Source organism: Alcaligenes sp. Lyrl_28, from assembly GCF_051948705.1.
Taxonomy (GTDB): domain Bacteria; phylum Pseudomonadota; class Gammaproteobacteria; order Burkholderiales; family Burkholderiaceae_B; genus Alcaligenes; species Alcaligenes ammonioxydans.
Genome location: NZ_JAYJLG010000007.1, coordinates 64429 through 86143, shown reverse-complemented (window position 1 = coordinate 86143; position 21715 = coordinate 64429). Strand labels below are relative to the sequence as shown.

Below are 21715 nucleotides of genomic sequence, written 5' to 3'. Positions count from 1 at the left end.
TTCTGTGCACGAGGGCTTGTTGATTTGGGTACGGAGTGCACCCCGACCTGCGTTAGAACAAATCGAGCTGGGCGGGCAGGCTGGCTTGAATGTCGCCCACGCCGCTCACATGGACGCGGCGTTCGAAGTGCAGCAAGCTGGCTTTGCGATGCAAGCCGGAACTAAAGCCGGTCAACATGCCATTGGCTCCCTGCACGCGGTGGCAGGGCACGATGATGCTGATGGGATTGAGGCCACAGGCCTGACCGACCGCGCGCACGGCCTTGGGGCGGCCCAGATGATCGGCCATCTGACCATAGGTCCAGGTCTGGCCGTAGGGGATGGTCAGCAAAGCCTGCCAGACCTGTTGCTGGAACTCGGTGCCTTGCAGGCGAAAGGGCAGATCAAACTGCTGCCGACGACCGGCGAAATAATCATCCAGTTGTGCCTGTACCGGCAAGGCCAGCTCCGGTGCAGGCACCAGACCGGCCCGTTGCTCGGCGGTCAGGCCATGCACGGTCTCTTGCTCGAAGTCCAGACGCAGCAAAGCACCTTGAGCATCGACCAACAGACGCATCGTCCCTAAAGGCGTGTCAAAGCAGGCCGTACGCAGCCCGACATAGGCAAACATGGCAATTCCGGTCCAAAGGCAGAATGCTTGATCATACTGCGCGACTCGAGCCTCTTCAAAAACGCGGACAACACCCAGGCAGCTTGGGCTTTAGCGTCAAAGAGAATCGACAAATGAAAATGACAAACTCCAGATTACGCACGACAGTTTGTTGAGCGGGATACTCCAAGCAAGGCGCATGCTCCCACAAAGCGTCAGGCACTCAATAGTTAGGAGTTGGCTTGTACTTTTGTGTCTGCCCACACCCACCGCTAACGGATGGGAGTGACGATCAACACGCAAACCTCGACACCCTCAAGCCCCTAACGCCGCTACATAAGCCGAAAGAACCACCTACGGCCAGGCCCTAGAAGCAGGCAGGGCTTGTATTAATAGTCATTGTGAGCCGGTCTGGCCCGGGGGGCCGTCCTCCGGGCGATTCAGGCTTCTTGCCGCAGGCAGGCTGGCTATTCGGGGTTCAAGCGTCCTGTTGTTTGAGCGCAATGCTTGTGCCTTGTCCGGGGGACAAGGCACTTTCGCGAGTTCAGGACGCGCTCGAATAGCTCGCCTGACCAGGGTACCGGTGCGTAGCACCGACAAGGAGCCAAGCCCGGAGGACGGCCCTCCGGCCCAGACCGGCGTTTTCACGAGACACTCTCTAAACATGCAGCCACTTTTGCGCTCCTTGTTTCCTTATCTCACCAGCCTCCTGCTTCGGACGCAGCTCCGCTCTACCAGGGCCCAAAACGAAGAAGAAGAAGAAGAAGAAGTGACGCAAGCAAAAAATAAAAAACGGATAAACAGCGAGGGGATTCTCGATGTTTATCCGGCAATGACAACAAGTGCAGCAAGGTTTAAACGGTTTGCACACCCGTGACGGTCAAGTCCAGGCCCACACGGCGTACCACAGCCTCGAACTCGTCACGGCTGAGGTGATCCAGCGCCGTGGCTGGATCGCGGGTGGCGTCGCAGGCGATGATGCCACGGCGCATGTAGGAATACTTGCGCAGCGCCAGTGCCACTAGCGGTTGAAACTCGTAACGGATCAGCGAGCAATAACGGTCGAACACACGCGCGGCCTCTTGCTGCTCGCCTTGCCGATACAGCGCATAGACTTTGAGCAGGATTTCCGGAAAGGAGAAACCTGTCACGACACCATCGGCACCCCGCTGCAATTCCTCCAGAAAATGCATGCCGCCCAAGCCACTCAAAATGGGCAAGGCATCCCCTGACAAACCCCGCACGGCGGTGATTTTCTGGCCGACAGGGGGATCTTCGGAGTTCAGAATGGATACTCCCGCCTCCTCTTTCAGCCGCACCGCCAAAGCCGGGCTGATACGGGCTGCAAACAATTCCGGAAAGTCGTGAATGACGACGGGAATACGAATGGCCTGCACGATCTGGCGATAAAAAGACACCTGCATCTCGTCGTCCGCCCCGGCCAGGGGTGCGACAAAGATGGCATCTGCTCCCAGGTCCTCGGCACTGCGAGCCTGCTCCACCGCGGCTGCCGTTCCCATGGCCCGCACCCCCACCCAGACCGGCACTGCGCCACGCACGCCGGCCACCACCGTTTCAATAACACGCCGACGCTCGAACGTGCTGAGCTTATGCAACTCGCCCATCACCCCCAGAATCGCCAGTCCGTGTATACCGGCCTCCAGCTGAAAATTCACCAGACTGACCAGGCTTTGCAAATCCAGCTCGCCACCCGGTTTGAAAGGGGTCGGGCAAATGGAAAAGACACCTTTATTTTTCATAATGACACTCAGGCTCAACGTGGAATGACAAACGGCTTTTGCATACGCGAAATCATGCGTACCAAGGGCCAGAGAAGAATGAAGTAAATCAGCGCGGCCGCGACCAGCGGTGTCTGGCTGTAGGTCTCACCCTGCATGATCTGGGCCGAGCGCAACAGCTCGGGCAAGGCCACGGCCGAGGCAATCGAGGTCTGTTTGATAGCTTCCAGCGTATTGCTGGCCAGATCAGGGATCACATTTCGCACACCTTGCGGCACTACCACATAGGCCATGGCCTGGCGGGCATTCAGTCCCGTCGAGCGAGCCGCCTCATTTTGCCCCGGTGACACCGACTCCAGGCCCGCCCGGAAAATCTCCGCAAAATAGCCACTACTGTTCAGGACCAGGGCCAGCACCGTGGCAGAGAACTCATTCAGAGGCAGGCCCAGGAACGGCAGGCCGTAATAAATGAAGATCAGCAGCACCAAAGGCGGAAAGGCCCGGAAAAAGTCCACGTACAGCAAAATCAGCCGGTTCAGCCAGCGATGCTGCTGATAGTGCACAGCGGCAATCACCAGACCCAGCAAGGCAGCCAGCGGCACGATAATGACCGAGAGCTTGATGGTCAGCCACAAGCCCTGCAGCAACAAGGGCCAGCTGGCGGCGAGAATCGTCGGATTGAGGAAGGTATCGATCAATTCCATCGCGCATCCCTCCTACGATTTGATCGCATAGCGCCGTTCCAGCACCCGCGTGAGATACACGAAGGGGAAGAAAATCAGGCAGAACAAAAAGGCCCCGGCCGTAAAGGCGGTGGGGTTGGCAATGGTGGACTGAATGTTGCTGGAGACGTTAAGCAATTCAGGCACAGCGATGACCGAGCCCAGCGTGGTGCCTTTGGTAATCCCGATGGCACGATTGGTCAGTGGGGGAATCGCCAGCCGCACGGCCTGCGGCAAGATGATGGCAAACAGCGTCTGGCTGAAACCCATGCCTGTCGAGCGCCCCGCTTCCCATTGCCCGGTCGGCACCGCTGCAATACCGGACCAAAAGATCTCTTCCGCAAAGGCGGACAGCACCAGACTCAAGGCCAGCACCGTGGCTGGCATAGGATCGATCACAATCCCCACAGACGGCAAAGCAAAAAAGACCAACACAATAATGACCAGTTGTGGAATCGCACGGAATACGTCCACATACAGCGTCATCAGGATATTGACTGGACGCCAGCCATAACAGCGCAGCACCGCCAGTGCCAGACCCAGGGCCGTGCCCAGAACCACGGTCATGACGGCCATTTGCAGCGTCACCCAAAAGCCCTGCAATATCTCAGGCAGGTAGGGGCTGATCAGCGTCCAGTTAAAGAAGTAATAAAGAATCTGCTCCATGGCGGGCCTCAGTGCATGCGGCTCAGAAAATCCTGAATGCGCTTGTGACGCGGCTGGCCCAAAATGTCCTCGGGACTGCCTTGATCCAGAATCACACCCTGGTCCATGAATACAATGCGGTCCCCCACCTCGCGGGCAAACTGCATTTCGTGGGTCACAATCACCATGGTCATGCCTGCATCACGGGTACGTTTCATCACGTTCAGCACTTCCCCCACCAGTTCAGGGTCCAGGCCCGAAGTAGGTTCATCAAACAGCATGACTTTGGGCTCCAGCGCCAGCGCACGGGCAATGCCCACACGTTGCTGCTGACCGCCGGACAACTGGCTGGGATAGTGCTCCATGCGCTGGGCCAGACCGACCTGCTCCAGGTGATGACGGGCCAGTTCCTCGGCCTGTGGCTTGGGTACTTTTTTCACCTTGCGCAACGCCAGCATCACATTGCCCAGCGCCGTCATATGCGGGTACAGATGGATGCCCTGAAACACCATGCCTATGTTTTGGCGCACCTGATTCAGATCGGTGCGAGGGCAGGTCACTTCATTGCCCGCCACCATAATCGTGCCGCTGGTGGGGGTCTCCAGACGGTTGATGCAACGCAGGCAGGTACTTTTTCCCGAACCCGACCCGCCAATCATCACAAGAACTTCGCCGGTGTTGACGCTCAGGTCTATGCCTTTAAGAATTTCGGCCTGCCCAAAGGATTTGCGCAAGCCCTGGATGCGGACAATCTCACTCATGGTCGCTCCTTGACCGCCTGCCATCCGGGCAGGCGGGAACCGGCCCAGCAGGGCCGTATAGCTGGAAAATCAGCGCAAAAGCGCCTTAAGGACGGGAGCAGTCGGGGGTGTGCCCGGTGGGCTCGTAGCCGGGATAATCAGGCACGCCATAGCCGGGGAAGATCACCGTCATGGCGGTGCCGGCATTGGGTTCAGTGCCAAACCATTTCATGTGCAGCTTGGACAGCGATCCATCCTGCTTCATGCATTCCAGCACTTCGTCGACACGATTGCGCAAAGCCGTATCGTCCTTGCGAAACGCAAAGGCATAGTTGGCTTCGGTCGTCATGTCGTACACCGGTGCCAGAGCAGGGGTTTGCGTGGCAATGTAACGGGCCAATGGCGTTTCGGACATATTGGCAAACGCGCGGCCAATAGCCACCGCCTGCACCGCATCGGTATTCTTGTTGAAACGCTGGATCTTGTAGCCGTATTTATCCTGGTTATCCTGCAACCAGCGATCCGAGAAACTGCCATTATTGACAGCAATCGTCTTGCCTTTCAGATCATCCAGCGTATTGACCGTTGCGCCTTTTTTAGCCAGAAAGCTCAGACCGCCTGCCATATACGGCTCGGCAAACAGCATTTGCTCGGCCCGTTCCCGTGTGGTGTTGGTGGGCGCCGCCACCATGTCGTAGCGACTGGAAAACAGGCCCGCAAAAATGGCGGAAAACGGCGTGTCGATGACCTCGGCACCGTCATAGCCCATGCGCTGGGCTACTTCCTGGGTCAGATCGTTGGAAAAACCATCCAGCTTGCCATCGGCGCCGCGCATGAAAAACGGCACCAGGCCCACATCCGCGGCCACTTTGAACTTCTTGCCCTGATTGGGATTGTCCGCCTGTGCAGGCAGGCTCAAGGCCAGACTTGCAGCGACAGCCGCCAGCATCACACCCGCTTTCCTGCCCAGACAGGCATGTCCCAGACGGGCACGTCCCAAACGGGCATGTCCCCCTTGAGAGGGAGTACGTGTGCGAGAAATAGCCGCGACCCACGCGGCAATGGTGTTTACACCTTGCATATTGTTGTCTCCTTGCCATTATTTTCTGTTTGTAGTGCGTTCATTCTAGGGTTGGAGAAACCTTGATGTCATATGCTTTTTTATTAACTCTTCATAACATTGCATTAAGCCAATAAGGCTGCCGCCCGCACAACACGGCGTTTGCAGGCAAGGTTCGGCAGGCGCCAATAGCGCAACCGGAGCAAGACTCCTCTATGAGAAAGGGGGCGACGCGCCAGCGACGCCGTGCAGGACTAGGGCTTGAGTAATGAACGAGCCACTCAGGCCCAACCCGCCCGCATGCCCCGGGAAGCCGTCGAGACCACCATTTCCATGAAATCGTGTGCCAGTTGCGAGACCGGCACCACATTGGAATGCAGCATGTGCAAGGGCATGGTGGTGCGCGGATTGATCGGTCGTACCACCACATCCGGCCAGACGCGACCGGCCACGGCCAGTTCGTCCACAATCGCAATTCCCGCGCCGGCCTGCACCATGGCACAGGCAATATGAGTCAGACGCACTTCTACCGCCAGCTGCGGTATGCCGGGACGGTTGCCGAACAACTGCTGCACCATCTGGCCATAAGGGGTGTCATTGCCATAGCCAATCAGGTCCAGACCTTCCAGGTCACGGGCGTCCAGCTCCTGCTTGTCAGCCAGCGGATGGCTGGCTGGCAGCACAGCCACCAGATGGTTTTCGTAAATGGATTGGGCGTGCAGGCTGGGATGGGTCAGGGGCACAATCGCCACGCCCACTTCGGCCTGTTGCGTGACCAAAGCCTGTACCAGGTCGCTGGAAATCAGGGTACGCACATAGACCTTCACATCCGGAAAGGCCTGGCGAAAACGCGTCACCGCCATGGGAATCAAGGTCTGTCCCAAACTGGGACTGACGGCAATGTGCAAGCTGCCATGACGCTTTTCGATCAAGTCGGTCGCCACCTCGTTGACCCGCTGCACACTGTTATGGACTTGCTCCACTTCCTGATAGAGCCGACGCGCTTCGGGCGTGGGATACAGCCGCCCTTTGATGCGCTCAAACAGCACCAGACCAATGCGTGATTCGGTATAGGACAGGAGGCGGCTGATGGCCGGCTGCGACACGTTCAGCAGTTGCGCTGCCTTGCTGATCGAGCCGGTCAGCATGATGGCGCGAAAAACCTCGATTTGACGAAGATTGAGCAACATCCCTTAACGTAGCCTTATGTTTCGAGCACAAATAAGCATAAGACATTTTAAGTGGCCTATGTTTCAATTTTTTCAAGCTGCCATCCCGGCGCGCCTTGATCGCACCGGGCTTACAGAGCGGCCTCATTACTACGACACGGAGACAAAACCATGCAAACCCTGCTTGTTCGCACCCTGGCGGTGCTGGGCGTGGGACTGGCCGCTGCTGCGCCCACCGCCCACGCCGCTGACAACGTTCATCTGATGCTGGACTTCATTCCCACCGGCGACTATGCCCCGTATTACTCGGGCATTGCCAACGGGATTTACGAGAAACACGGCATAGACCTGAAGATCACCCGCGGCACAGGTTCGGGCGACACCGTGCTGAAGGTAGCCGGTGGTGCCGCCGATATTGGTCTGGCCGACATTTCCGCCATTCTGACCTCGCGCCAGAACAGCCAGACTCCCATCAAGGCCATTGCGTCCACCTTCTCGCACTCGGCCCATTCCCTGTTTGTGCTCAAGGACTCGGGCATCACCAACTTCTCCGGCCTGGAGGGCAAAAAAATTGCCGTCTCGCCCGGCAACAGCCACAAGCTGTACTTCCCCATGGTGGCGCGCAAAGCCAATACCGATCCCGACAAGATTCAGTGGGTCACCGTCGACGGTTCTTCCATGGCGCCACTGCTGATTAACGGCAAAGTGGACGCCGCCCCTTTCCTGGCCACCAACTACTACTACCAGAACAAACAGGCCAAGCGTTTTGGCAAGGAGATCGTGGTGCTGCCCTTTAGCGACCAGGGTTTCAACATCTACGCCCTGTCCGTTTTCACCACTGACAAGACGCTGGCCGAACGCCCACAGATGGTGCAGAACTTTCTGAACGCCACCATCGAGGCCTGGGACGCCGCCCGCAAGGACCCGGACACGGCTTGTCAGGCCCACGTCAAAGCCAATCCTGAAATTGACCGGGATGACTGCATGGGCAATCTGAACGCCGTGCTGGGCTACATCTACACCGATTTCAGCAAGGAGCACGGTGTCGGCAGCCTGGAAGAGGGTCGCATGAAAAACACCTATGAAGCGGTGGCGGAGGCACAAAGCCTGGACCCTGCCTGGGACTATCACCAAGCCTACGACACCCAGTTCATCGTCAAGGCCAACGGCACGGCCAAGCCCTGAGCCACGCTGATTTTCGCGAGCGCTGGCTGGCCCCGGCGGGCCGGCGCGCGCCCTAGGAGCGCATTGTGATACGCATTCAAGACGTGAACCTGATCTACGGTCGTCATACCGAGCGCGAGACTCAGGCACTGAAACACATCAATCTGGACATCCAGGACAACGAAATCATTGCCATCGTCGGCGCGTCGGGCTGCGGGAAATCCACCCTGCTGCGCCTGATTGCCGGCTTGCTGATGCCCTCAAGCGGCACCGTCAGTATTGATGATGAAATCGTTGCCCACCCCCGCCAGGACACCGGCATTGTGTTCCAGGCCCCGACCCTGGTGCCCTGGGCCAATATTCTGGACAACACCCTCTTGCCGTCCAGCATCATGGGTTGCCTGGACGATCAGGCCCGCAGCCGCGCCACGCGCCTGTTGACCACCGCAGGTCTGGGCAATTTCCTGCACCATCATCCCAAACAGTTGTCTGGTGGCATGCAGCAACGCGTCGCCATTTGCCGCGCACTGGTTCACAACCCGAAAGTGGTGCTGATGGACGAGCCTTTTGGCGCTCTGGACGCGCTGACCCGCGAGACCATGACGCTGGAGTTGCTGCGCCTTTGGTACGAAGACCCCAAAACCATCGTGTTTGTGACGCACTCGATTTCCGAGGCCGTCATGCTGGGGCATCGCATCGTGGTCATGTCGCCACGCCCCGGCCAGATTACCGAGATTCTGGACGTGAGCCTGCCGCGTGAACGTGACTTTTCCCTGGTGGGCACACCGGAATTTACGCGCTGTGCCGCTGCCGTGCGTGAACTTATTTTCCAACACGAGGTGGCGTGATGAGTGAGCAAGCTCAAACCCTGGGCGTCACGCCCGTCTATAAACGACGGCTACGCCTGCGCGATTTCAATGAAATTACCGTCCCGGCCATCACCCTGATTGCCGTGGTCATTTTGTGGGAGCTGGCCAGCCGCCTGTTTGACATCCCTGAGTACCTGGTGCCCGCCCCCTCGCGCATCTGGGCCGACTCCATGCAGATGAAAGAAGCCATGCTGATGCATACGCTGGTCTCGACGCGCACCATCATGCTGGGCTTTTTGCTGTCCATTGCGGTGAGCTTCCCGCTGGCCGTGCTGATTACCTATTCACGTTTTTTTGAGCAGGCCATCTATCCCTTATTGATCCTGACCCAATCCATCCCCAAGGTGGCTCTGGCTCCGATCCTGGTCATTATCTTCGGCCCCACCGAGTTACCCCGTGTGGTGGTGACGTTTCTGGTCGCCTTCTTCCCGCTGGTGATCTCCATGACGGCGGGCCTGCTGGCAGCGCCACCCGAGCTGATTGAGCTGGTGCGTGCGTGCCGCGCCACCCGCCTGCAGGAGTTTTTCCGCATTCGCCTGCCCTTTGCCGTGCCCTTTATTTTCTCGGGCCTGAAAGTGGCCATTACCTTGTCCGTGGTGGGCGCCGTGGTGGGCGAGTTTGTGGCGGCCGACCAAGGTCTGGGTTACCTGATCACGACCTCCACCGCCTTTTTCAAGACGCCGGTTGCCTTCGGTGCCATGGCCATCCTGTCGGTCCTGGGCATTGTGTTCTTCCAGGTGATTTCCGCCGCCGAACGCATCCTGTTCCCGTGGGCGATCAAAGACAATCGGAGCTGATCATGACCTCCCCTTATACCGTCATCCGTGGTGGCCTGGTGCTGTCCCACGCCCAGGCCAAGGCCGAGCCTTTGGACATCCTGATCAAGAATGGCGAGATCGAAGCCATGGGCCCGCCCGGCTTGCCCGTCCCCGTCGATGCCACGGTGGTGCAAGCGGACGACCAATTGCTGCATCCCGGCTTGATCAACGCCCACACTCACGGCCATGGCACCTATGCCAAGGCCATGGGAGATCGCTGGTCACTGGAACTGTTATTGACGGCTGGCCCCTGGATCAATGGCGACCGCCATCTGGAAGACAAATACCTGAGCACGCAGCTCAATGCGGCCGAAATGCTGCTCAAGGGCTGTACCGCCAGCTACGACCTGTACTCCGAGGTGCCTGTACCCACTGCCGAAGGCATGAATGCCGTGGCCCAGGCCTATGTGGATGCCGGCATGCGGGCCACGGTCGCGCCCATGATGGCCGACCTGTCCTTTTACCAGTCCGTGCCCGGCCTGATCGAAGCCCTGCCCCAGGACTTGCAGAAGTTTGTGGCCCAACTGACACCGCAATCATTCCGGGCCACGCTATCGGGGCTGACGGACTTTCTGGACCAGCAGCGCAACGCCGACCGCATTCGCGTGGCCCTGGCCCCGACCATTCCCATGTTGTGTTCGGACGAGTTCCTGCAAAGCTGTGGTGAAATCAGCGCGGAGCGCGATATCGGCCTGCACAGCCACGTTGGCGAGTCCTATGTGCAAGCCCTGACCGGCATGAAACGTTATGGCAGCACCATTGTTCAACACCTGGACAAGCTGGGCCTGATCTCGCCCCGTTTCACCCTGGCGCACGCCATCTGGCTGGACGAGCGCGACCTGGACATTCTGGCGGTGCGCGGAGCCATGGTGGCCCACAACCCCGGCAGCAATATGCGTCTGGGCAATGGGATTGCCGATGTGAATGCCATGCTGGAGCGCGGTATTACCGTGGGTCTGGGCACGGACGGCTCAAACAGTGGCGATAACCAGAACATGTACGAAGCCATGCGCCTGGCCTCCTTCTCATCCAAGGTGCGTGGCCCCAATACCGAACGCTGGATTACCACCGAACAAGCGCTGTACGCGGCCACCGAAGGCAGCGCCCGCTGCCTGGGCATGGGCGAGCAACTGGGACGTCTGGAGCCGGGTCGCAAGGCCGATATCGTGTTTCTGGATCTGGCCCATATCAACTGGATTCCGCATAACAACACGGTCAATCAGCTCGTGCATCTGGAAGACGGTCTGGCCCTGCGCCACGTAATGGTCGACGGCCGGTTTGCCGTGCTCGACCGACAGTTAACACAAGTGAATATGCCGCGCCTGCGACAGCAAGTGGAGCAGGCCCAGGAACGCATCACACGCAATACCTACGACAAGCGCCACATCACGGAAAAACTGGCCAAGGCCGTAGGTTCTTTCTGCCTGTGCCTGGGCCATGACCGCTATCACGTGCAGCGCTGGGCACACCCCAGCCAAGACTTAACATGACGTTATGTTTTACAGATAAATAGGCATACGACATTCATGAATGGATTTGCTTCAATCATGGAAACGAACACGATTGCGGACACGCGAGCTAGGCGGGTCCGAGCCCTTCAAGGAGGAAGACAATGAGCGATTTTGATCTGGTAGTACGAGGAAATATTGTTGAGCGCGACCGCATCATCACGGACGGCTGGGTCGCCGTGCGTGAGGGCCGGGTGGCCGCACGCGGTATTGGCGCGGCTCCTTCAGCCCGTGAACATGTGGATGCGCGTGGCATGTGGGTCATGCCCGGCGTGCTGGACGGTCAGGTGCACTCCGGCAGCCAGGCCAATCAGGAAGGGCTGGGCTGGGCCTCACGGGCGGCGGCAGCCGGTGGCGTCACCACCATGGTGGAAATGCCTTATGACGACCCCGAACCCGTGGCCTCCCGCCCGCAGCTGGAAGACAAGATTGCCCGCATTGAAAGCGATTGCCATGTGGACGTGGCCTGCTACGGCACCCTGAATGACCAGCACGGTCTGGAAGCGGCCGCCGGCCTGATTGAAGGCGGTGTCTGCGGTTTCAAATTCTCAACCTTTGAAGCCAGCCCCAACCGCTTCCCGCGCGTGGAAGAAGACATTCTGATGGAGGCCTTTCGCCTGATCGCCCCCTCCGGTCTGGCTTGCGGTGTGCATAACCAGGACCAGGAGCTGACCCGCAAGAACATCAAGCGCATGGTTGAAGCGGGTGATACAGGCTGGGACGCGTTCTTGCGCGCCCATACCCCCCTGATCGAAAACCTGGCCACCAGCGCCATTTATGAAATCGGGGCCCAGACCGGCGCCCGTGCCCACGCCGTACACGTCTCCCTGTCGCGTGGCTTTGAGATCTGCAATATGTATCGCCGGGCCGGCCACAAAGCCTCGATCGAAACCTGCGTGCAGTACCTGATGCTGAACCACGAGGAGCATACCCGCCGCTTTGGTGCCAAGACCAAACACTACCCACCCATTCGTCCCAAAGCGGAAATGGATCTGCTCTGGACCCACATCGCCAACGACGAATGTACCTTCGTGTCCTCCGACCACGTAAGCTGGGGCCTGGAGCGCAAACAGTTTGAAAACGTGTTTCAGAACTCCTCCGGTGGTCCTGGTCTGGAAACGCTGCTGCCCGCCTTCTGGACCGGCTGCGCCGAGCACGGCATTTCCCCCACCATGGTCGTCAAGCAATTGTGCTGGGGCCCGGCCCAACACTTCCTGCTGGAACACCGCAAGGGCTCGCTGAATGTAGGTGCAGATGCCGACATCGTGATCGTCAAACCCGACACCTACCGCTTTGACCCGTCCACCAGCCTGTCCGCCGTGACCTGGAGTTCTTTTGAGGACCGCGAGTTTCAGGTACGTGTGGAAGCCACCTATGTGCGAGGACAACTGGCCTGGGACGGCAAGACCATACGCAATGCCGCGGGCGACGGTCAGTTCATCCGTCCGCACAAAGCAGGCGAATTGTCATGAGTCTGGCCATGCCCTTGTTGAATCAGGAGCGCCTGTGGCGCAGCACCCAGGAGCTGGCAAGGTTCACATTGCCCGACCAGCCCTGGACCCGCCGCGCCTTCTCCGAACTGTTTCTGCAATCACGTCAGTGGCTGCGGGAACAGTTCGAGCAAGCAGGCTTGAGCGTACGCATGGACGCCGCCGGCAATCTGATCGGTCGCCGTGAAGGGCGCAAGCCTGGGCTGGCGCCGATTACAACCGGCTCACACTGCGACACCGTGATGTATGGCGGACGCTACGACGGCATTATCGGCGTGCTGGCCGGGCTGGAAGTCGCCCGTTGCCTGAACGAGCAGGACATCGAGCTGGACCATCCTTTTGAAGTGGTGGATTTTCTGTCTGAGGAACCTAGCGACTATGGCGTGTCCTGCGTAGGCAGCCGTGCCATGGGCGGTGTCCTGTCCGAAGCCATGCTGGCCGAACGCAATCCACAGGGCGAAACACTGGCGCAAGGCATTGCCCGCATCGGCGGCCGCCCCCAGGAACTGGCCCAGGCCCGTCGTGCCCCTGGCGATACTGCCGCCTTTGTCGAGCTGCATATCGAACAAGGGCCCGTGCTGGAGTCGCGCAATCTGCCCATTGGCGTGGTTAGCAATATCGTGGGCATTTGCCGCCATCGCATCATCATTACCGGTCGCCCTGACCATGCCGGCACCACCCCCATGGACATACGTCGTGATGCCCTGGTCGGTGCCAGCCTGATCATCGGTGAAGTGGACCGCAAGGCCCGCCGTGCGCTGGGAGGGCCAGACTATCTGGTCGCCACCATTGGCAACCTGAACCTGACGCCCAACGCCTCCAATGCCGTACCCGGCCGTGTGGAGATGATGGTGGAAGTACGCAGCGACCGCCAGGAGCTGATGCAGAACTTCACCGAGGAGTTGCTGGCCCAGTTGCGCCCGGACATCGAGGCCATGGGCCTGGGTCTGGACGCGGCGCAAGTCAGCCTGGCCAAGCCCACGGACTGCACGCCCGATGTGATGAGCATCATCGAGCAGGCCGCCAGTGCGTTGGGTTACCCGAGCATGGTGATGCCCAGCGGAGCCGGTCACGATGCGGTCTACATGGCCCCCAGCGGCCCTATCGGCATGATTTTCATTCCCTGCCTGAATGGTCGCAGCCATTGCCCCGAAGAATCGATTACTTCCGAGCAGTTGCTGGACGGTACACGCGTGCTGTATCAGAGCATTGTCATGTTGGACCAGCACCTGGAGAGCTGACATGGACTGGTCCTGCGATCAGCTTGGCGAACGCGAACGCTACCGCTTGTTGGTCAACACCGTGTTGCCGCGCCCCATTGCCCTGGTCACCACCTGTGACCGGCAGGGGCGCGTGAACACGGCCCCTTTCAGTTTTTTCAATGTGATGGGCTCAGAGCCTGCCGTCTTGGCGCTGGGCCTGGAAAACGACGCGCACTCTGCCGATGGCCTGAAAGACACCACCCGCAACATCCTGGCAACAGGACAGTTTGTGGTGAACCTGATTAGCGCGAAACTGGCACACGCCATGAATATCTGCGGCATAGCCTACCCGACCGGACAGGCCGAGCACCTGCAAGCGGGCCTGGATCTGGCCCCCAGCGCACAAGTGCAGCCGCCCCGTATCGCCCAATGCCCGGTGCAGTTTGAATGCCGCTTGCACACTGCACTGGACCTGGGCCCGCTACGCCATATCGTCATTGGCGAAATCCTGCATCTGCACTGCGACGACGCCATCCTGACGCCTGACGGGCGCATTGACATAGCCGCTTACGACCCGATCGGGCGCCTGCATGGTTCGGACTGGTATGTCGGCCTGCAAGGCCGCTTTCAATCAGAAAAACTGAGCCATCACAACGGGCCGCCGCCCATCCAAACCTAAAAACATCATGAATCGTCGCCCTCATATCTACGTTCTGAACCCCAATTCCAGCCAGATCGTAACGGATGGCCTGGACCGTGCCGTCCAGCCCCTGCGTCTGGCCGATGGCCCGGCCATCTCCTGCCTGCGCTTGCCCCAAGGCCCGGCGGGTGTACAAAGCCAAACCGATATTGACACCCTGATTCCTCACCTGCGCGCCCAGGCCCTGAGCGTCCAAGAAGACGCCGCCGCCTATGTGGTGGCCTGCTTTAGCGACCCCGGCCTGTACACTTTGCGCGAAGCGGTGGATGTGCCTGTATTGGGCATTGCCGAAACCGGCGTGCTGACCGCCTTGACGCTGGGCCAACGCTTTGGCGTGCTCTCCATATTGCAGGCCTCCATCCCGCGTCACCTGCGCTACTTTGGGGCCATGGGCGTCACCGACCGCCTCGCTGCCGATCTGGCCATCAATATGAGCGTGTCAGAACTGGCCGACGAGCAAAGAACCCTGCAAGGCCTGACAGAAGTCGGCCGGCGTTTGCGTGACGAGCACGGTGCTGATGTGGTGGTACTCGGCTGCGCGGGCATGGCCAGTCAACGAGAGGCGCTGGAGCAAGCCTTGGGGATTGCCGTCGTGGAACCCACGCAGGCTACCGTGGCCGTTGCCCTGGGTCGTTGCTTGCTAGGCTGGTAAGTGTCGATGAACGCCCCTCCAGAATCGAGCGGTCTGGCAAGCGCACGGCGTCTGCTCCAGGCTCGCCACGAACACCGCCCCATCCAGGACTGGCCCGAAGCGCTACGCCCGGTGTCTTTTGAGCAGGCCTACCTTGTCCAGGCACTGCAAATGGAGGTGTTGGGTCCTATCGGCGGCTGGAAAGTAGGTGCAGCCACCGCAGTGGCCCCCCCTACCTGCGCGCCCCTACCCCTGCGCTTTCGCCATGCCAACCCAACAGAGCCCGTCGGCACGGATCTGGACTTGCGAGGCATGGAAGTGGAGATTGGCCTGATCCTGGGACAGGATCTGCCACCCAGTCACGCCCCGTACTCGCTGGAGCAGATCTGGGAGGCGGTCAGCCAAGTCTGCGTGGCGGTCGAAATCGTAGAGTCCCGCTTTGCGCAACGCGATACGGTAGGCCGCCTATCCACCTTGGCAGATCTGGCCAGTCATGGTGCGCTGGTCTATCAAGCCCAAGGTAAGGCGGCACAGGACAGGACAATACTCCAGCCGCAGTGGGCGCGCTTGCAGGTCGGACAGCAAACACCCCTACAAGGCCCAACTCAAAACCCCGCTGGCGAGTTGACGCGGCTGCTGATCTGGCTGGCAAATCAAGGCAGCCATCATGGCGGTGGATTGCAAAAGGGGCAAGTCATCATTACCGGCTCTTGCCTGCCCATGCTGTATGCCACTGCCGGAGACCGGATTCAGGCGGCCATTCAAGGGCTAGGCGAACTGGACTTTATCTGTGCCTGACACCAGCGGAAGCGGCCTGCCTATCGGATAGCACCGCAAGTGGGCTTTTACTCTCTATGATGTGTACTGCAAAAAGTACACGGGCGCGATCCATTGCCGCCCCGCCACCCCAACATTCGGAGAAAGGCCCCATGAGCAAAAACGAAATCACCTGGTCCAATGGTCAATGGAGCGACACCAGCGCCCCCTTGATTGGCGCTACTGACCACGCTTTCTGGATGGCCACGACGGTGTTTGACGGTGCCCGCTCCATTCAGGGCCATACGCCGGATCTGGACCTGCACTGTGAGCGTCTGAACCGTTCGGCCATCACCCTGGGCATGGAACCGGTGATGACCCCCCAACAGACCGTCGACCTGGTACACGAGGGCCTGAAAAAACTGTCCCACACGACGGATTACTACATCAAGCTGCTGTATTTCGCACCCGGCGGTTTTATCCAGCCTGATCCGTCAACGAGCCAACTGGCCATTCATATTTTTGAATCTCCCATGCCGGACGACAGCGGCTTTAGCGCCACATTCAGCGAATTCCTGCGCCCCGATCCCTCCATGGCTCCCACCGATGCCAAGGCGTCCTGCCTGTACCCCAATACCCAGCGTATCTTGCGCGATGCCAGCGCACGCGGTTTTGACAACGCCATCGTGCTGGACTCCAAGGGTAAAGTGGCTGAGTTTGCCGTCGCCAATTTGTGGATTGTGCGTGACGGCATCGTGCTGACGCCCGAACTGAACGGCACATTCCTGAACGGCATTACCCGCCGACGTGTCCTGCAGCTGCTGCGAGATGACGGCATGGAGGTGCGGGAAGCCAGCCTGACGCCACAAGACGTGTTGGAAGCAGATGAAGTATTCAGCACTGGCAATTACGGCAAGGTCCTGCACTGCAATCGCATTGACGACCGCCACTATGCTCGTGGCCCGGTTGAAACCCGTGCTCACGAGCTGTACATGGCGTATACCGAACGCAATTAAGGGGCGAACAGACTCGCCGCCCCCACGAACACCGGGGGCGGATGAGTCTTGAGCCTGAACAACTGGGTGTCCGGGACAGGCTCTGCCCCTGGAAAAACGGCTCAATCATGAGCCGTTTCGTAATCAAGCCTGCGAATCAACCGTGCATGGGTCCAGTGGCTCATTGGCGACCGGGGCACTTTCCTGCAGCGCCTGCGCCTGCTTCATCTGATGGAGCAAGCTATGCAGCATCTCGGTGGACAGACCGTGCAGCACCAGGCGGTAGCCAGCTCGCAAGGTCGACATGGGCACCAGAGGGTGGCCATTGTTCACCAGAATCAGGTGCTCAGGAGCCTGCAGGATCTTGGCCGCGTAAATGCCAATGGTCTCATCCAGCTGCAGGGAGTTGGCCGCGCGCCAGAAGTCGTTATCGGTCAGCAGCAACTGATACAAGGGCGTGAACAGTTCGATGGCACTTTGCAGGTCCACCTTGTTCAAGGGACCTTGGGGCATATCCTCCAAGACCAGGGGCACGGGCTGAATCATGGAAAAATCCACCCGCTCCGGCGGGCCAATTTCCTGATGATTGTCCCGCAACGCCTGATTGAGACGGATGACGAAATTGAACAGGTTCAAATCGTGCTTCACAAAGGTGTGATCCCGCAATTCGTCCAGATTCATGGGCGTGAGCGGCGTGGTCGGCACCGAGGTGGGGGAGTTGGCGGCAATAAAAGCCAGCACCTGTGAGCCCAGGTGAAAGTGTCGCAAGATCAGCCAGTTTGCCTGAGGCGAAACAAAACGCTTGAGGCCCCACACCAAAATGCGGTGCAGCAGGCCCGAGTGCGACCATTTGCGCGGCAAAAAGGTTTTAACGACCTGAATCAGCACAATCGTCAAACGGGCCAGGGGCCGCAAAAACGGCAACAAATACTGGCGCGAGGACGAGCTGGAATCAGTCAGCCAGGCCTGCTTGACCTCGTCTGGCAAGGGGGTGCTGCGATCCAGATACAGGGCCCGCCAGGGATTGGGGTCCTGCGGGTCATGCGGTTTGCTTAAAAAATCCGGGATGGGGTCCATGTCTTAATACTCTTTCGCGTATTGGAACTGCATCAGATACAAGGCGGCGGTACGACGCGCGGTGTCAATAATAATCTGCTCGGCACGGCCTGTTTCATCGCAGTCCAGGGCCAATTCCACCGCCACCAGCCATCGGGCCAGATGATGCTCGTCATTCATGCCGTGATAGTGCAGGAAGCGGTACATATCCGGCTCCAGCGACAACGCGGATTTGAGCAAGGGAAGTAAGGCCGGCACAATGCGCTGACCGGTACCTTCAATAATGTAGATCGCGCCCAGCAAGCCAATCGGGTCCTGGCTGGCCGCCAGAGCATGCAAATAGGAATTCAGCGCCTGACCGCCTGGATTACGCGTCAATTGCTCTATCTCGGTAGCGGTACCGCCTGCGTGCCGGTAGTCCTCGAACAGAATGTTGAAATCATCCTGCTCTTCGCCAGCATGCAGGCGAATCAGCTCTGCCAAGGGCGCGTAGGCGGGCGATAAGGAGTCGCAGGCTTCACGCATCCATTTAGCCCCTTCCCGTACTTGGGGAATCCAGTCGGCCATCCATTTCTGATAATCCTGCATCCGGATAGAGCCGTCGTGCAGGCTGCGCAGCAAAGGCGTACGCCACACTTGCGAACGATAGTCATGCCAGATAGGGGCCAATTGCGTCAACAAGTCGCGCAAACCTTGTGGGGCCGTGGCAGGGTCGTGCGGGGGAGCGATGTCCACCAGATCGCAGGACGCCAACGCCGCCTGCTTGGCAGACGGGTAGGACACGGCGGGGGCCGGTGCATCGCAGGCCTCCACTTCCAGCAGCATGTAGGCCGTCATGAAGCGACCCGACTCGGGCACGTAGCACAGGATTTGTTCGCCGGGCGTCAAGGTCCGATCGCGCATGAACTCGGCCAGCATGATCAGAATCGAGGCTGCGCCCGTATTACCGCGCCAGCGCAAATTGCTGTACCAGCGCTCGGCAGGAATACCCAGGCCTGCCTGCTCCAGCAAGTCCGCCACCACGGGCAGGAACTTCTCGGACGAGTAATGGCACAGGAAATGGCTGATGCGCTCAGGGTCAACCCAACCGTCTCGCACCAGTTTTACGTATTCGTGAATTCCGATATCGAACAAATGAGGCAGCAAACGGATATCCTGACGCAAGGACAAGGCGCCATCCTGCTCCGCCTGAGACCAGGAGTCGTAATCCAGATGGCTGCGCGTCGAATCACGCGCCGCGCCCAGCTGCATGCATACGGGATAATCGCCGGAAAAGGATTTTTGATGAATCCAGCGCAAACGCAAACGCACACCGGCCTGCGTGGTAGGCAGAATCTGATCCTGGTGGCTGAGTAACGCAGCTCCCGCGCCATCGGATAACATCCAGCGCAAAAAATGGGAGTCAAAATCTGCCTGATAATCTTGTGACGCAAAGCGCGAACGGCGGAACAAGCGCGAGGGCATTTCACTGGCTACTGCCACACCGTGACGGTGTGTGCCCAGCTCAATCCCTTGGGCAACAGCCTGCAGCGCCGTGACACCCGCGGCACAGATCCCGTGAACGGAATGCACTTCCAGGGGCGGGGCCGCCAGCTCTCCCTGAATGGCATTGGCAAAACCGGGCATCAGCAAGTCCCCGCCCGAGGACCCGCTGGCCAGCAGGCCCACATCCGCCATGGTCAAACCTGCCTGCTCCAGGCAGGCCCGCACGGCATTAGCGGCCATGGTGGCATTGCTCCAGCGCGTACTGCCATCCTCCCCAATGGCGTAATAGCGCTGCGCAATACCGTTTTCGGCCAGAATGCGCTGCTTGATGCGCCCTGAAATACGGTTCAGCGGGGCGATAAACTTGTCCATTGCGGCGTTGTCGACCGGCTCGCCGGGCATAAACCACTGAGCCTGATGAATCACGACCTGATCAAAGGCCACGGGCATAACACTACTCCTGATTACACGCCATCACGCCAATGCGTTGTCTGGCCCACGGCGTTCATGGTTTGACTGCGGTAGCGGGGCACGAACAGACCCAACACAAAAACACGCAGCATATAGGGCACCAGCCCCCCTTCATTCAAGGTCTCGGGGGTGCGGGCTCGGTATTCGGTATCGTGCAGCCGCTTCAGCTCCGACCAATGCGCACGCGAATGCTCATGGTGGGCCACATGCAGGCCGATATTAAAAAGCAAGGGGTTGACCAGCCCCTCAAAATTGCGCGCGTAGCTCAATTGACCGCCCTGATGGGCCTGATGACTGCCATCGGCATGGGCATGCTGCAGATAATTGGTGGTCAAGAGCCAGTGCAAACCATGCAGCTGCGGCACGATGACGTATAAAAAACCCTTGACTGGGTCCAGGGCCAGGGCAAGCGTCCAACTCCCCAGCCACAGTCCGTACTGCGCCAGGCAATAGCCCCAGACACCCGGCCAGTGTCGGCGCAGGCGGCCCAGCCAGGCATAAATTGCCGGATACAGCGCAAGCACGGCTTCAAAGGGGTGCATCAACCAGCCCAGCGCGTCGTTGGTATCGCCACGCCAGAAGCGGTAGGTACGAGCCACGTCTTTTTGTCCATGTTTATAGCGATGATGATTGCAGCCATGCGCCGGCCAGAACACGCAAGCGGGATGGCCCTGTAACAGGGTCAGCCAGAAATCCGTCAGGCGATTGGGCAGACGGCCTCGCCACATGCGCACATGATGATGATTGTGGTTGATGACACCCATACCCAGTGTCAAAAACAGCAGCAAGCCATACAGAATCCAGGAGAAGCCACCCCGCCACAGCGCGACCACCACGACCGGGTAGACAATCAGGTACAGCAGGCTTTGCCAGTCACGCGGGTGACGTAAACGCCACGCAGCACTCATCCCCGCGCCTCCTCGGGGCGATCAGGCAGGCGCGTGCCAAACAGGCGGTCCATGAAACTGAACTGAAACCCATAGTTCCCGTTGTACTGGGCATGATGACGCTGGTGACGACGACTGGCGGCCAACCAGTTCCGGCTGGAGACATGGGGGAAAAAATCGTAATTGGAGTGGCCTATGCAATTGAAAAACAGGCTGAACAGGGGCACCGACAAGAGCGACCAGAAGCTGAAATCATGCACAACCATCGGCAACAGAATCACATTGCCCAGCATCAGAGATTCAAGCGGGTGAAAGCTGTAGGTGGAAAACGGCGTCACCACCACAGAAGAATGATGCGGGCCATGATAACGACGCAACCAACGCGTGTGCAGCAAACGGTGATTCACCCAGAAATGCACATCGTTCCAGATCATCAGGGCCAGGATTTCCAAGGCAATGCGGGTGGCGCTGGCGTCCGGCGTCAACCGCGCCCAGCCCAATTGCAGCAGCCCCCAGGGGAACACCATGCCCAGGCCGAAAATCAGAATGGCCGATCCCGACTGCTTCAGTTCCCGGCGCAGTTGACCGGGCCGCAACGGACGCGTATCGAGAGGACGCCCCCAGCCCAAAGCCGGCAAGAGCCATCGTGTCAGCGCCAGGGTTACCAGTGCAAACAGCAGGTAGATGCCGCCGAAAAACAATAAGCCCACGCCCATTACCTGCCAGACGCTCAAGGCCTGAAAAGCCTGCCCCATTCCACTCTCTACGTAACAAAATGTGCTAATGCTAGCGCGGTCAGAAAAATCACGTTTGTTAATTTAGTTACTAATTGCTTGCCGCCGTCCAGGCGGCCCACGCCAGGCCGACTTGCAGCAGCCCGGCGCGGGAACAACAGCCGTGTACTTTTGCTCCGTGGCAGTGCCATTGAGAAGCCGGTACTCACCCAGGGCGCCTGTGTGAGGAATACACAACACAGCAGAACTTGATCTTGCGCTTGCCTTGAACTTGTCCGCATACGA

21 protein-coding genes are annotated in these 21715 nt (G+C 59.2%); 10 read left to right on the top strand and 11 right to left on the bottom strand.

What is annotated here, in order from left to right:
• Positions 1-52 precede the first annotated feature (52 nt).
• The 7 genes from VF694_RS15050 to VF694_RS15020 form a co-directional block, all read right to left on the bottom strand.
• A complete protein-coding gene (locus VF694_RS15050; protein ID WP_003804353.1) occupies positions 53-610 on the bottom strand; it encodes a methylated-DNA--[protein]-cysteine S-methyltransferase in 558 nt (185 codons plus the stop codon).
• Between the two features lie 833 nt (positions 611-1443).
• On the bottom strand, positions 1444-2349 hold the full coding sequence (locus tag VF694_RS15045) for a dihydrodipicolinate synthase family protein (RefSeq protein ID WP_059318488.1): 906 nt from the start codon (positions 2347-2349) through the stop codon (positions 1444-1446).
• Between the two features lie 14 nt (positions 2350-2363).
• Entirely contained in the window at positions 2364-3032 is a 669-nt protein-coding gene (locus tag VF694_RS15040) for an amino acid ABC transporter permease (protein ID WP_219235501.1), read from the bottom strand.
• A 12-nt stretch (positions 3033-3044) separates the two neighbouring features.
• Positions 3045-3716, bottom strand: a complete 672-nt coding sequence (locus VF694_RS15035; RefSeq protein ID WP_003804358.1) for an amino acid ABC transporter permease — start codon at positions 3714-3716, stop codon at positions 3045-3047.
• Positions 3717-3724: 8 nt separating this feature from the next.
• Positions 3725-4456 carry an amino acid ABC transporter ATP-binding protein gene (locus VF694_RS15030; RefSeq protein ID WP_003804360.1) on the bottom strand — a complete coding sequence of 244 codons (732 nt, stop codon included), beginning with the start codon at positions 4454-4456 and terminating at the stop codon, positions 3725-3727.
• Between the two features lie 85 nt (positions 4457-4541).
• Entirely contained in the window at positions 4542-5516 is a 975-nt protein-coding gene (locus tag VF694_RS15025) for a substrate-binding periplasmic protein (RefSeq protein ID WP_219235498.1), read from the bottom strand.
• Positions 5517-5776: 260 nt separating this feature from the next.
• On the bottom strand, positions 5777-6685 hold the full coding sequence (locus tag VF694_RS15020; protein ID WP_003804363.1) for a LysR substrate-binding domain-containing protein: 909 nt from the start codon (positions 6683-6685) through the stop codon (positions 5777-5779).
• A 150-nt stretch (positions 6686-6835) separates the two neighbouring features.
• Between VF694_RS15020 and VF694_RS15015 the strand changes: the two genes are divergently transcribed.
• From VF694_RS15015 to VF694_RS14970, 10 genes are all read left to right on the top strand, one after another.
• Entirely contained in the window at positions 6836-7849 is a 1014-nt protein-coding gene (locus VF694_RS15015) for an ABC transporter substrate-binding protein (protein WP_440164825.1), read from the top strand.
• Between the two features lie 65 nt (positions 7850-7914).
• Positions 7915-8676: an ABC transporter ATP-binding protein gene (locus tag VF694_RS15010; protein WP_003804366.1), complete on the top strand. Its 762-nt coding sequence runs from the start codon at positions 7915-7917 to the stop codon at positions 8674-8676.
• Complete coding sequence (locus VF694_RS15005; protein ID WP_003804367.1) at positions 8676-9494, top strand: ABC transporter permease; 819 nt, start codon at positions 8676-8678, stop codon at positions 9492-9494. The genes VF694_RS15010 and VF694_RS15005 overlap by 1 nt, the downstream gene beginning before the upstream one ends.
• A gap of 2 nt (positions 9495-9496) precedes the next feature.
• Entirely contained in the window at positions 9497-11005 is a 1509-nt protein-coding gene (locus VF694_RS15000; RefSeq protein WP_440164824.1) for an amidohydrolase family protein, read from the top strand.
• A gap of 122 nt (positions 11006-11127) precedes the next feature.
• Complete coding sequence (locus tag VF694_RS14995; RefSeq protein WP_059318485.1) at positions 11128-12495, top strand: dihydroorotase; 1368 nt, start codon at positions 11128-11130, stop codon at positions 12493-12495.
• Positions 12492-13754 (top strand): Zn-dependent hydrolase, encoded by a 1263-nt coding sequence (locus tag VF694_RS14990; protein ID WP_440164822.1) that lies wholly within the window; start codon positions 12492-12494, stop codon positions 13752-13754. The genes VF694_RS14995 and VF694_RS14990 overlap by 4 nt, the downstream gene beginning before the upstream one ends.
• Position 13755: 1 nt before the next feature.
• On the top strand, positions 13756-14394 hold the full coding sequence (locus tag VF694_RS14985) for a flavin reductase family protein (RefSeq protein WP_426345460.1): 639 nt from the start codon (positions 13756-13758) through the stop codon (positions 14392-14394).
• 7 nt (positions 14395-14401) lie between these two features.
• Positions 14402-15067: an aspartate/glutamate racemase family protein gene (locus VF694_RS14980; protein ID WP_131071205.1), complete on the top strand. Its 666-nt coding sequence runs from the start codon at positions 14402-14404 to the stop codon at positions 15065-15067.
• 6 nt (positions 15068-15073) lie between these two features.
• Positions 15074-15844, top strand: coding sequence for a fumarylacetoacetate hydrolase family protein (locus VF694_RS14975; protein WP_440164821.1), 771 nt, complete (start codon positions 15074-15076; stop codon positions 15842-15844).
• 131 nt (positions 15845-15975) lie between these two features.
• Complete coding sequence (locus VF694_RS14970) at positions 15976-16818, top strand: branched-chain amino acid aminotransferase (RefSeq protein ID WP_003804381.1); 843 nt, start codon at positions 15976-15978, stop codon at positions 16816-16818.
• Between the two features lie 123 nt (positions 16819-16941).
• Here VF694_RS14970 and VF694_RS14965 read toward each other — a convergent pair whose 3' ends face one another.
• From VF694_RS14965 to VF694_RS14950, 4 genes are read right to left on the bottom strand one after another with little or no spacing between them, the layout of a single operon-like run.
• Positions 16942-17874 carry a DUF6999 family protein gene (locus VF694_RS14965; RefSeq protein ID WP_440164819.1) on the bottom strand — a complete coding sequence of 311 codons (933 nt, stop codon included), beginning with the start codon at positions 17872-17874 and terminating at the stop codon, positions 16942-16944.
• 3 nt (positions 17875-17877) lie between these two features.
• Positions 17878-19788: an iron-containing redox enzyme family protein gene (locus VF694_RS14960; RefSeq protein ID WP_440164818.1), complete on the bottom strand. Its 1911-nt coding sequence runs from the start codon at positions 19786-19788 to the stop codon at positions 17878-17880.
• Between the two features lie 14 nt (positions 19789-19802).
• Positions 19803-20717, bottom strand: a complete 915-nt coding sequence (locus VF694_RS14955; protein WP_003804385.1) for a fatty acid desaturase — start codon at positions 20715-20717, stop codon at positions 19803-19805.
• On the bottom strand, positions 20714-21451 hold the full coding sequence (locus VF694_RS14950) for a sterol desaturase family protein (RefSeq protein WP_440164817.1): 738 nt from the start codon (positions 21449-21451) through the stop codon (positions 20714-20716). The genes VF694_RS14955 and VF694_RS14950 overlap by 4 nt, the downstream gene beginning before the upstream one ends.
• Positions 21452-21715: the final 264 nt, after the last annotated feature.

Bases quoted from the DNA above. Each gene is read 5' to 3' on its own strand.
- VF694_RS15050 (WP_003804353.1), bottom strand. From the start codon at position 610: ATGTTTGCCTATGTCGGGCTGCGTACGGCCTGCTTTGACACGCCTTTA.
- VF694_RS15045 (WP_059318488.1), bottom strand. From the start codon at position 2,349: ATGAAAAATAAAGGTGTCTTTTCCATTTGCCCGACCCCTTTCAAACCG.
- VF694_RS15040 (WP_219235501.1), bottom strand. From the start codon at position 3,032: ATGGAATTGATCGATACCTTCCTCAATCCGACGATTCTCGCCGCCAGC.
- VF694_RS15035 (WP_003804358.1), bottom strand. From the start codon at position 3,716: ATGGAGCAGATTCTTTATTACTTCTTTAACTGGACGCTGATCAGCCCC.
- VF694_RS15030 (WP_003804360.1), bottom strand. From the start codon at position 4,456: ATGAGTGAGATTGTCCGCATCCAGGGCTTGCGCAAATCCTTTGGGCAG.
- VF694_RS15025 (WP_219235498.1), bottom strand. From the start codon at position 5,516: ATGCAAGGTGTAAACACCATTGCCGCGTGGGTCGCGGCTATTTCTCGC.
- VF694_RS15020 (WP_003804363.1), bottom strand. From the start codon at position 6,685: ATGTTGCTCAATCTTCGTCAAATCGAGGTTTTTCGCGCCATCATGCTG.
- VF694_RS15015 (WP_440164825.1), top strand. From the start codon at position 6,836: ATGCAAACCCTGCTTGTTCGCACCCTGGCGGTGCTGGGCGTGGGACTG.
- VF694_RS15005 (WP_003804367.1), top strand. From the start codon at position 8,676: ATGAGTGAGCAAGCTCAAACCCTGGGCGTCACGCCCGTCTATAAACGA.
- VF694_RS15000 (WP_440164824.1), top strand. From the start codon at position 9,497: ATGACCTCCCCTTATACCGTCATCCGTGGTGGCCTGGTGCTGTCCCAC.
- VF694_RS14995 (WP_059318485.1), top strand. From the start codon at position 11,128: ATGAGCGATTTTGATCTGGTAGTACGAGGAAATATTGTTGAGCGCGAC.
- VF694_RS14990 (WP_440164822.1), top strand. From the start codon at position 12,492: ATGAGTCTGGCCATGCCCTTGTTGAATCAGGAGCGCCTGTGGCGCAGC.
- VF694_RS14985 (WP_426345460.1), top strand. From the start codon at position 13,756: ATGGACTGGTCCTGCGATCAGCTTGGCGAACGCGAACGCTACCGCTTG.
- VF694_RS14980 (WP_131071205.1), top strand. From the start codon at position 14,402: ATGAATCGTCGCCCTCATATCTACGTTCTGAACCCCAATTCCAGCCAG.
- VF694_RS14975 (WP_440164821.1), top strand. From the start codon at position 15,074: ATGAACGCCCCTCCAGAATCGAGCGGTCTGGCAAGCGCACGGCGTCTG.
- VF694_RS14970 (WP_003804381.1), top strand. From the start codon at position 15,976: ATGAGCAAAAACGAAATCACCTGGTCCAATGGTCAATGGAGCGACACC.
- VF694_RS14965 (WP_440164819.1), bottom strand. From the start codon at position 17,874: ATGGACCCCATCCCGGATTTTTTAAGCAAACCGCATGACCCGCAGGAC.
- VF694_RS14960 (WP_440164818.1), bottom strand. From the start codon at position 19,788: ATGCCCGTGGCCTTTGATCAGGTCGTGATTCATCAGGCTCAGTGGTTT.
- VF694_RS14955 (WP_003804385.1), bottom strand. From the start codon at position 20,717: ATGAGTGCTGCGTGGCGTTTACGTCACCCGCGTGACTGGCAAAGCCTG.
- VF694_RS14950 (WP_440164817.1), bottom strand. From the start codon at position 21,451: ATGGGGCAGGCTTTTCAGGCCTTGAGCGTCTGGCAGGTAATGGGCGTG.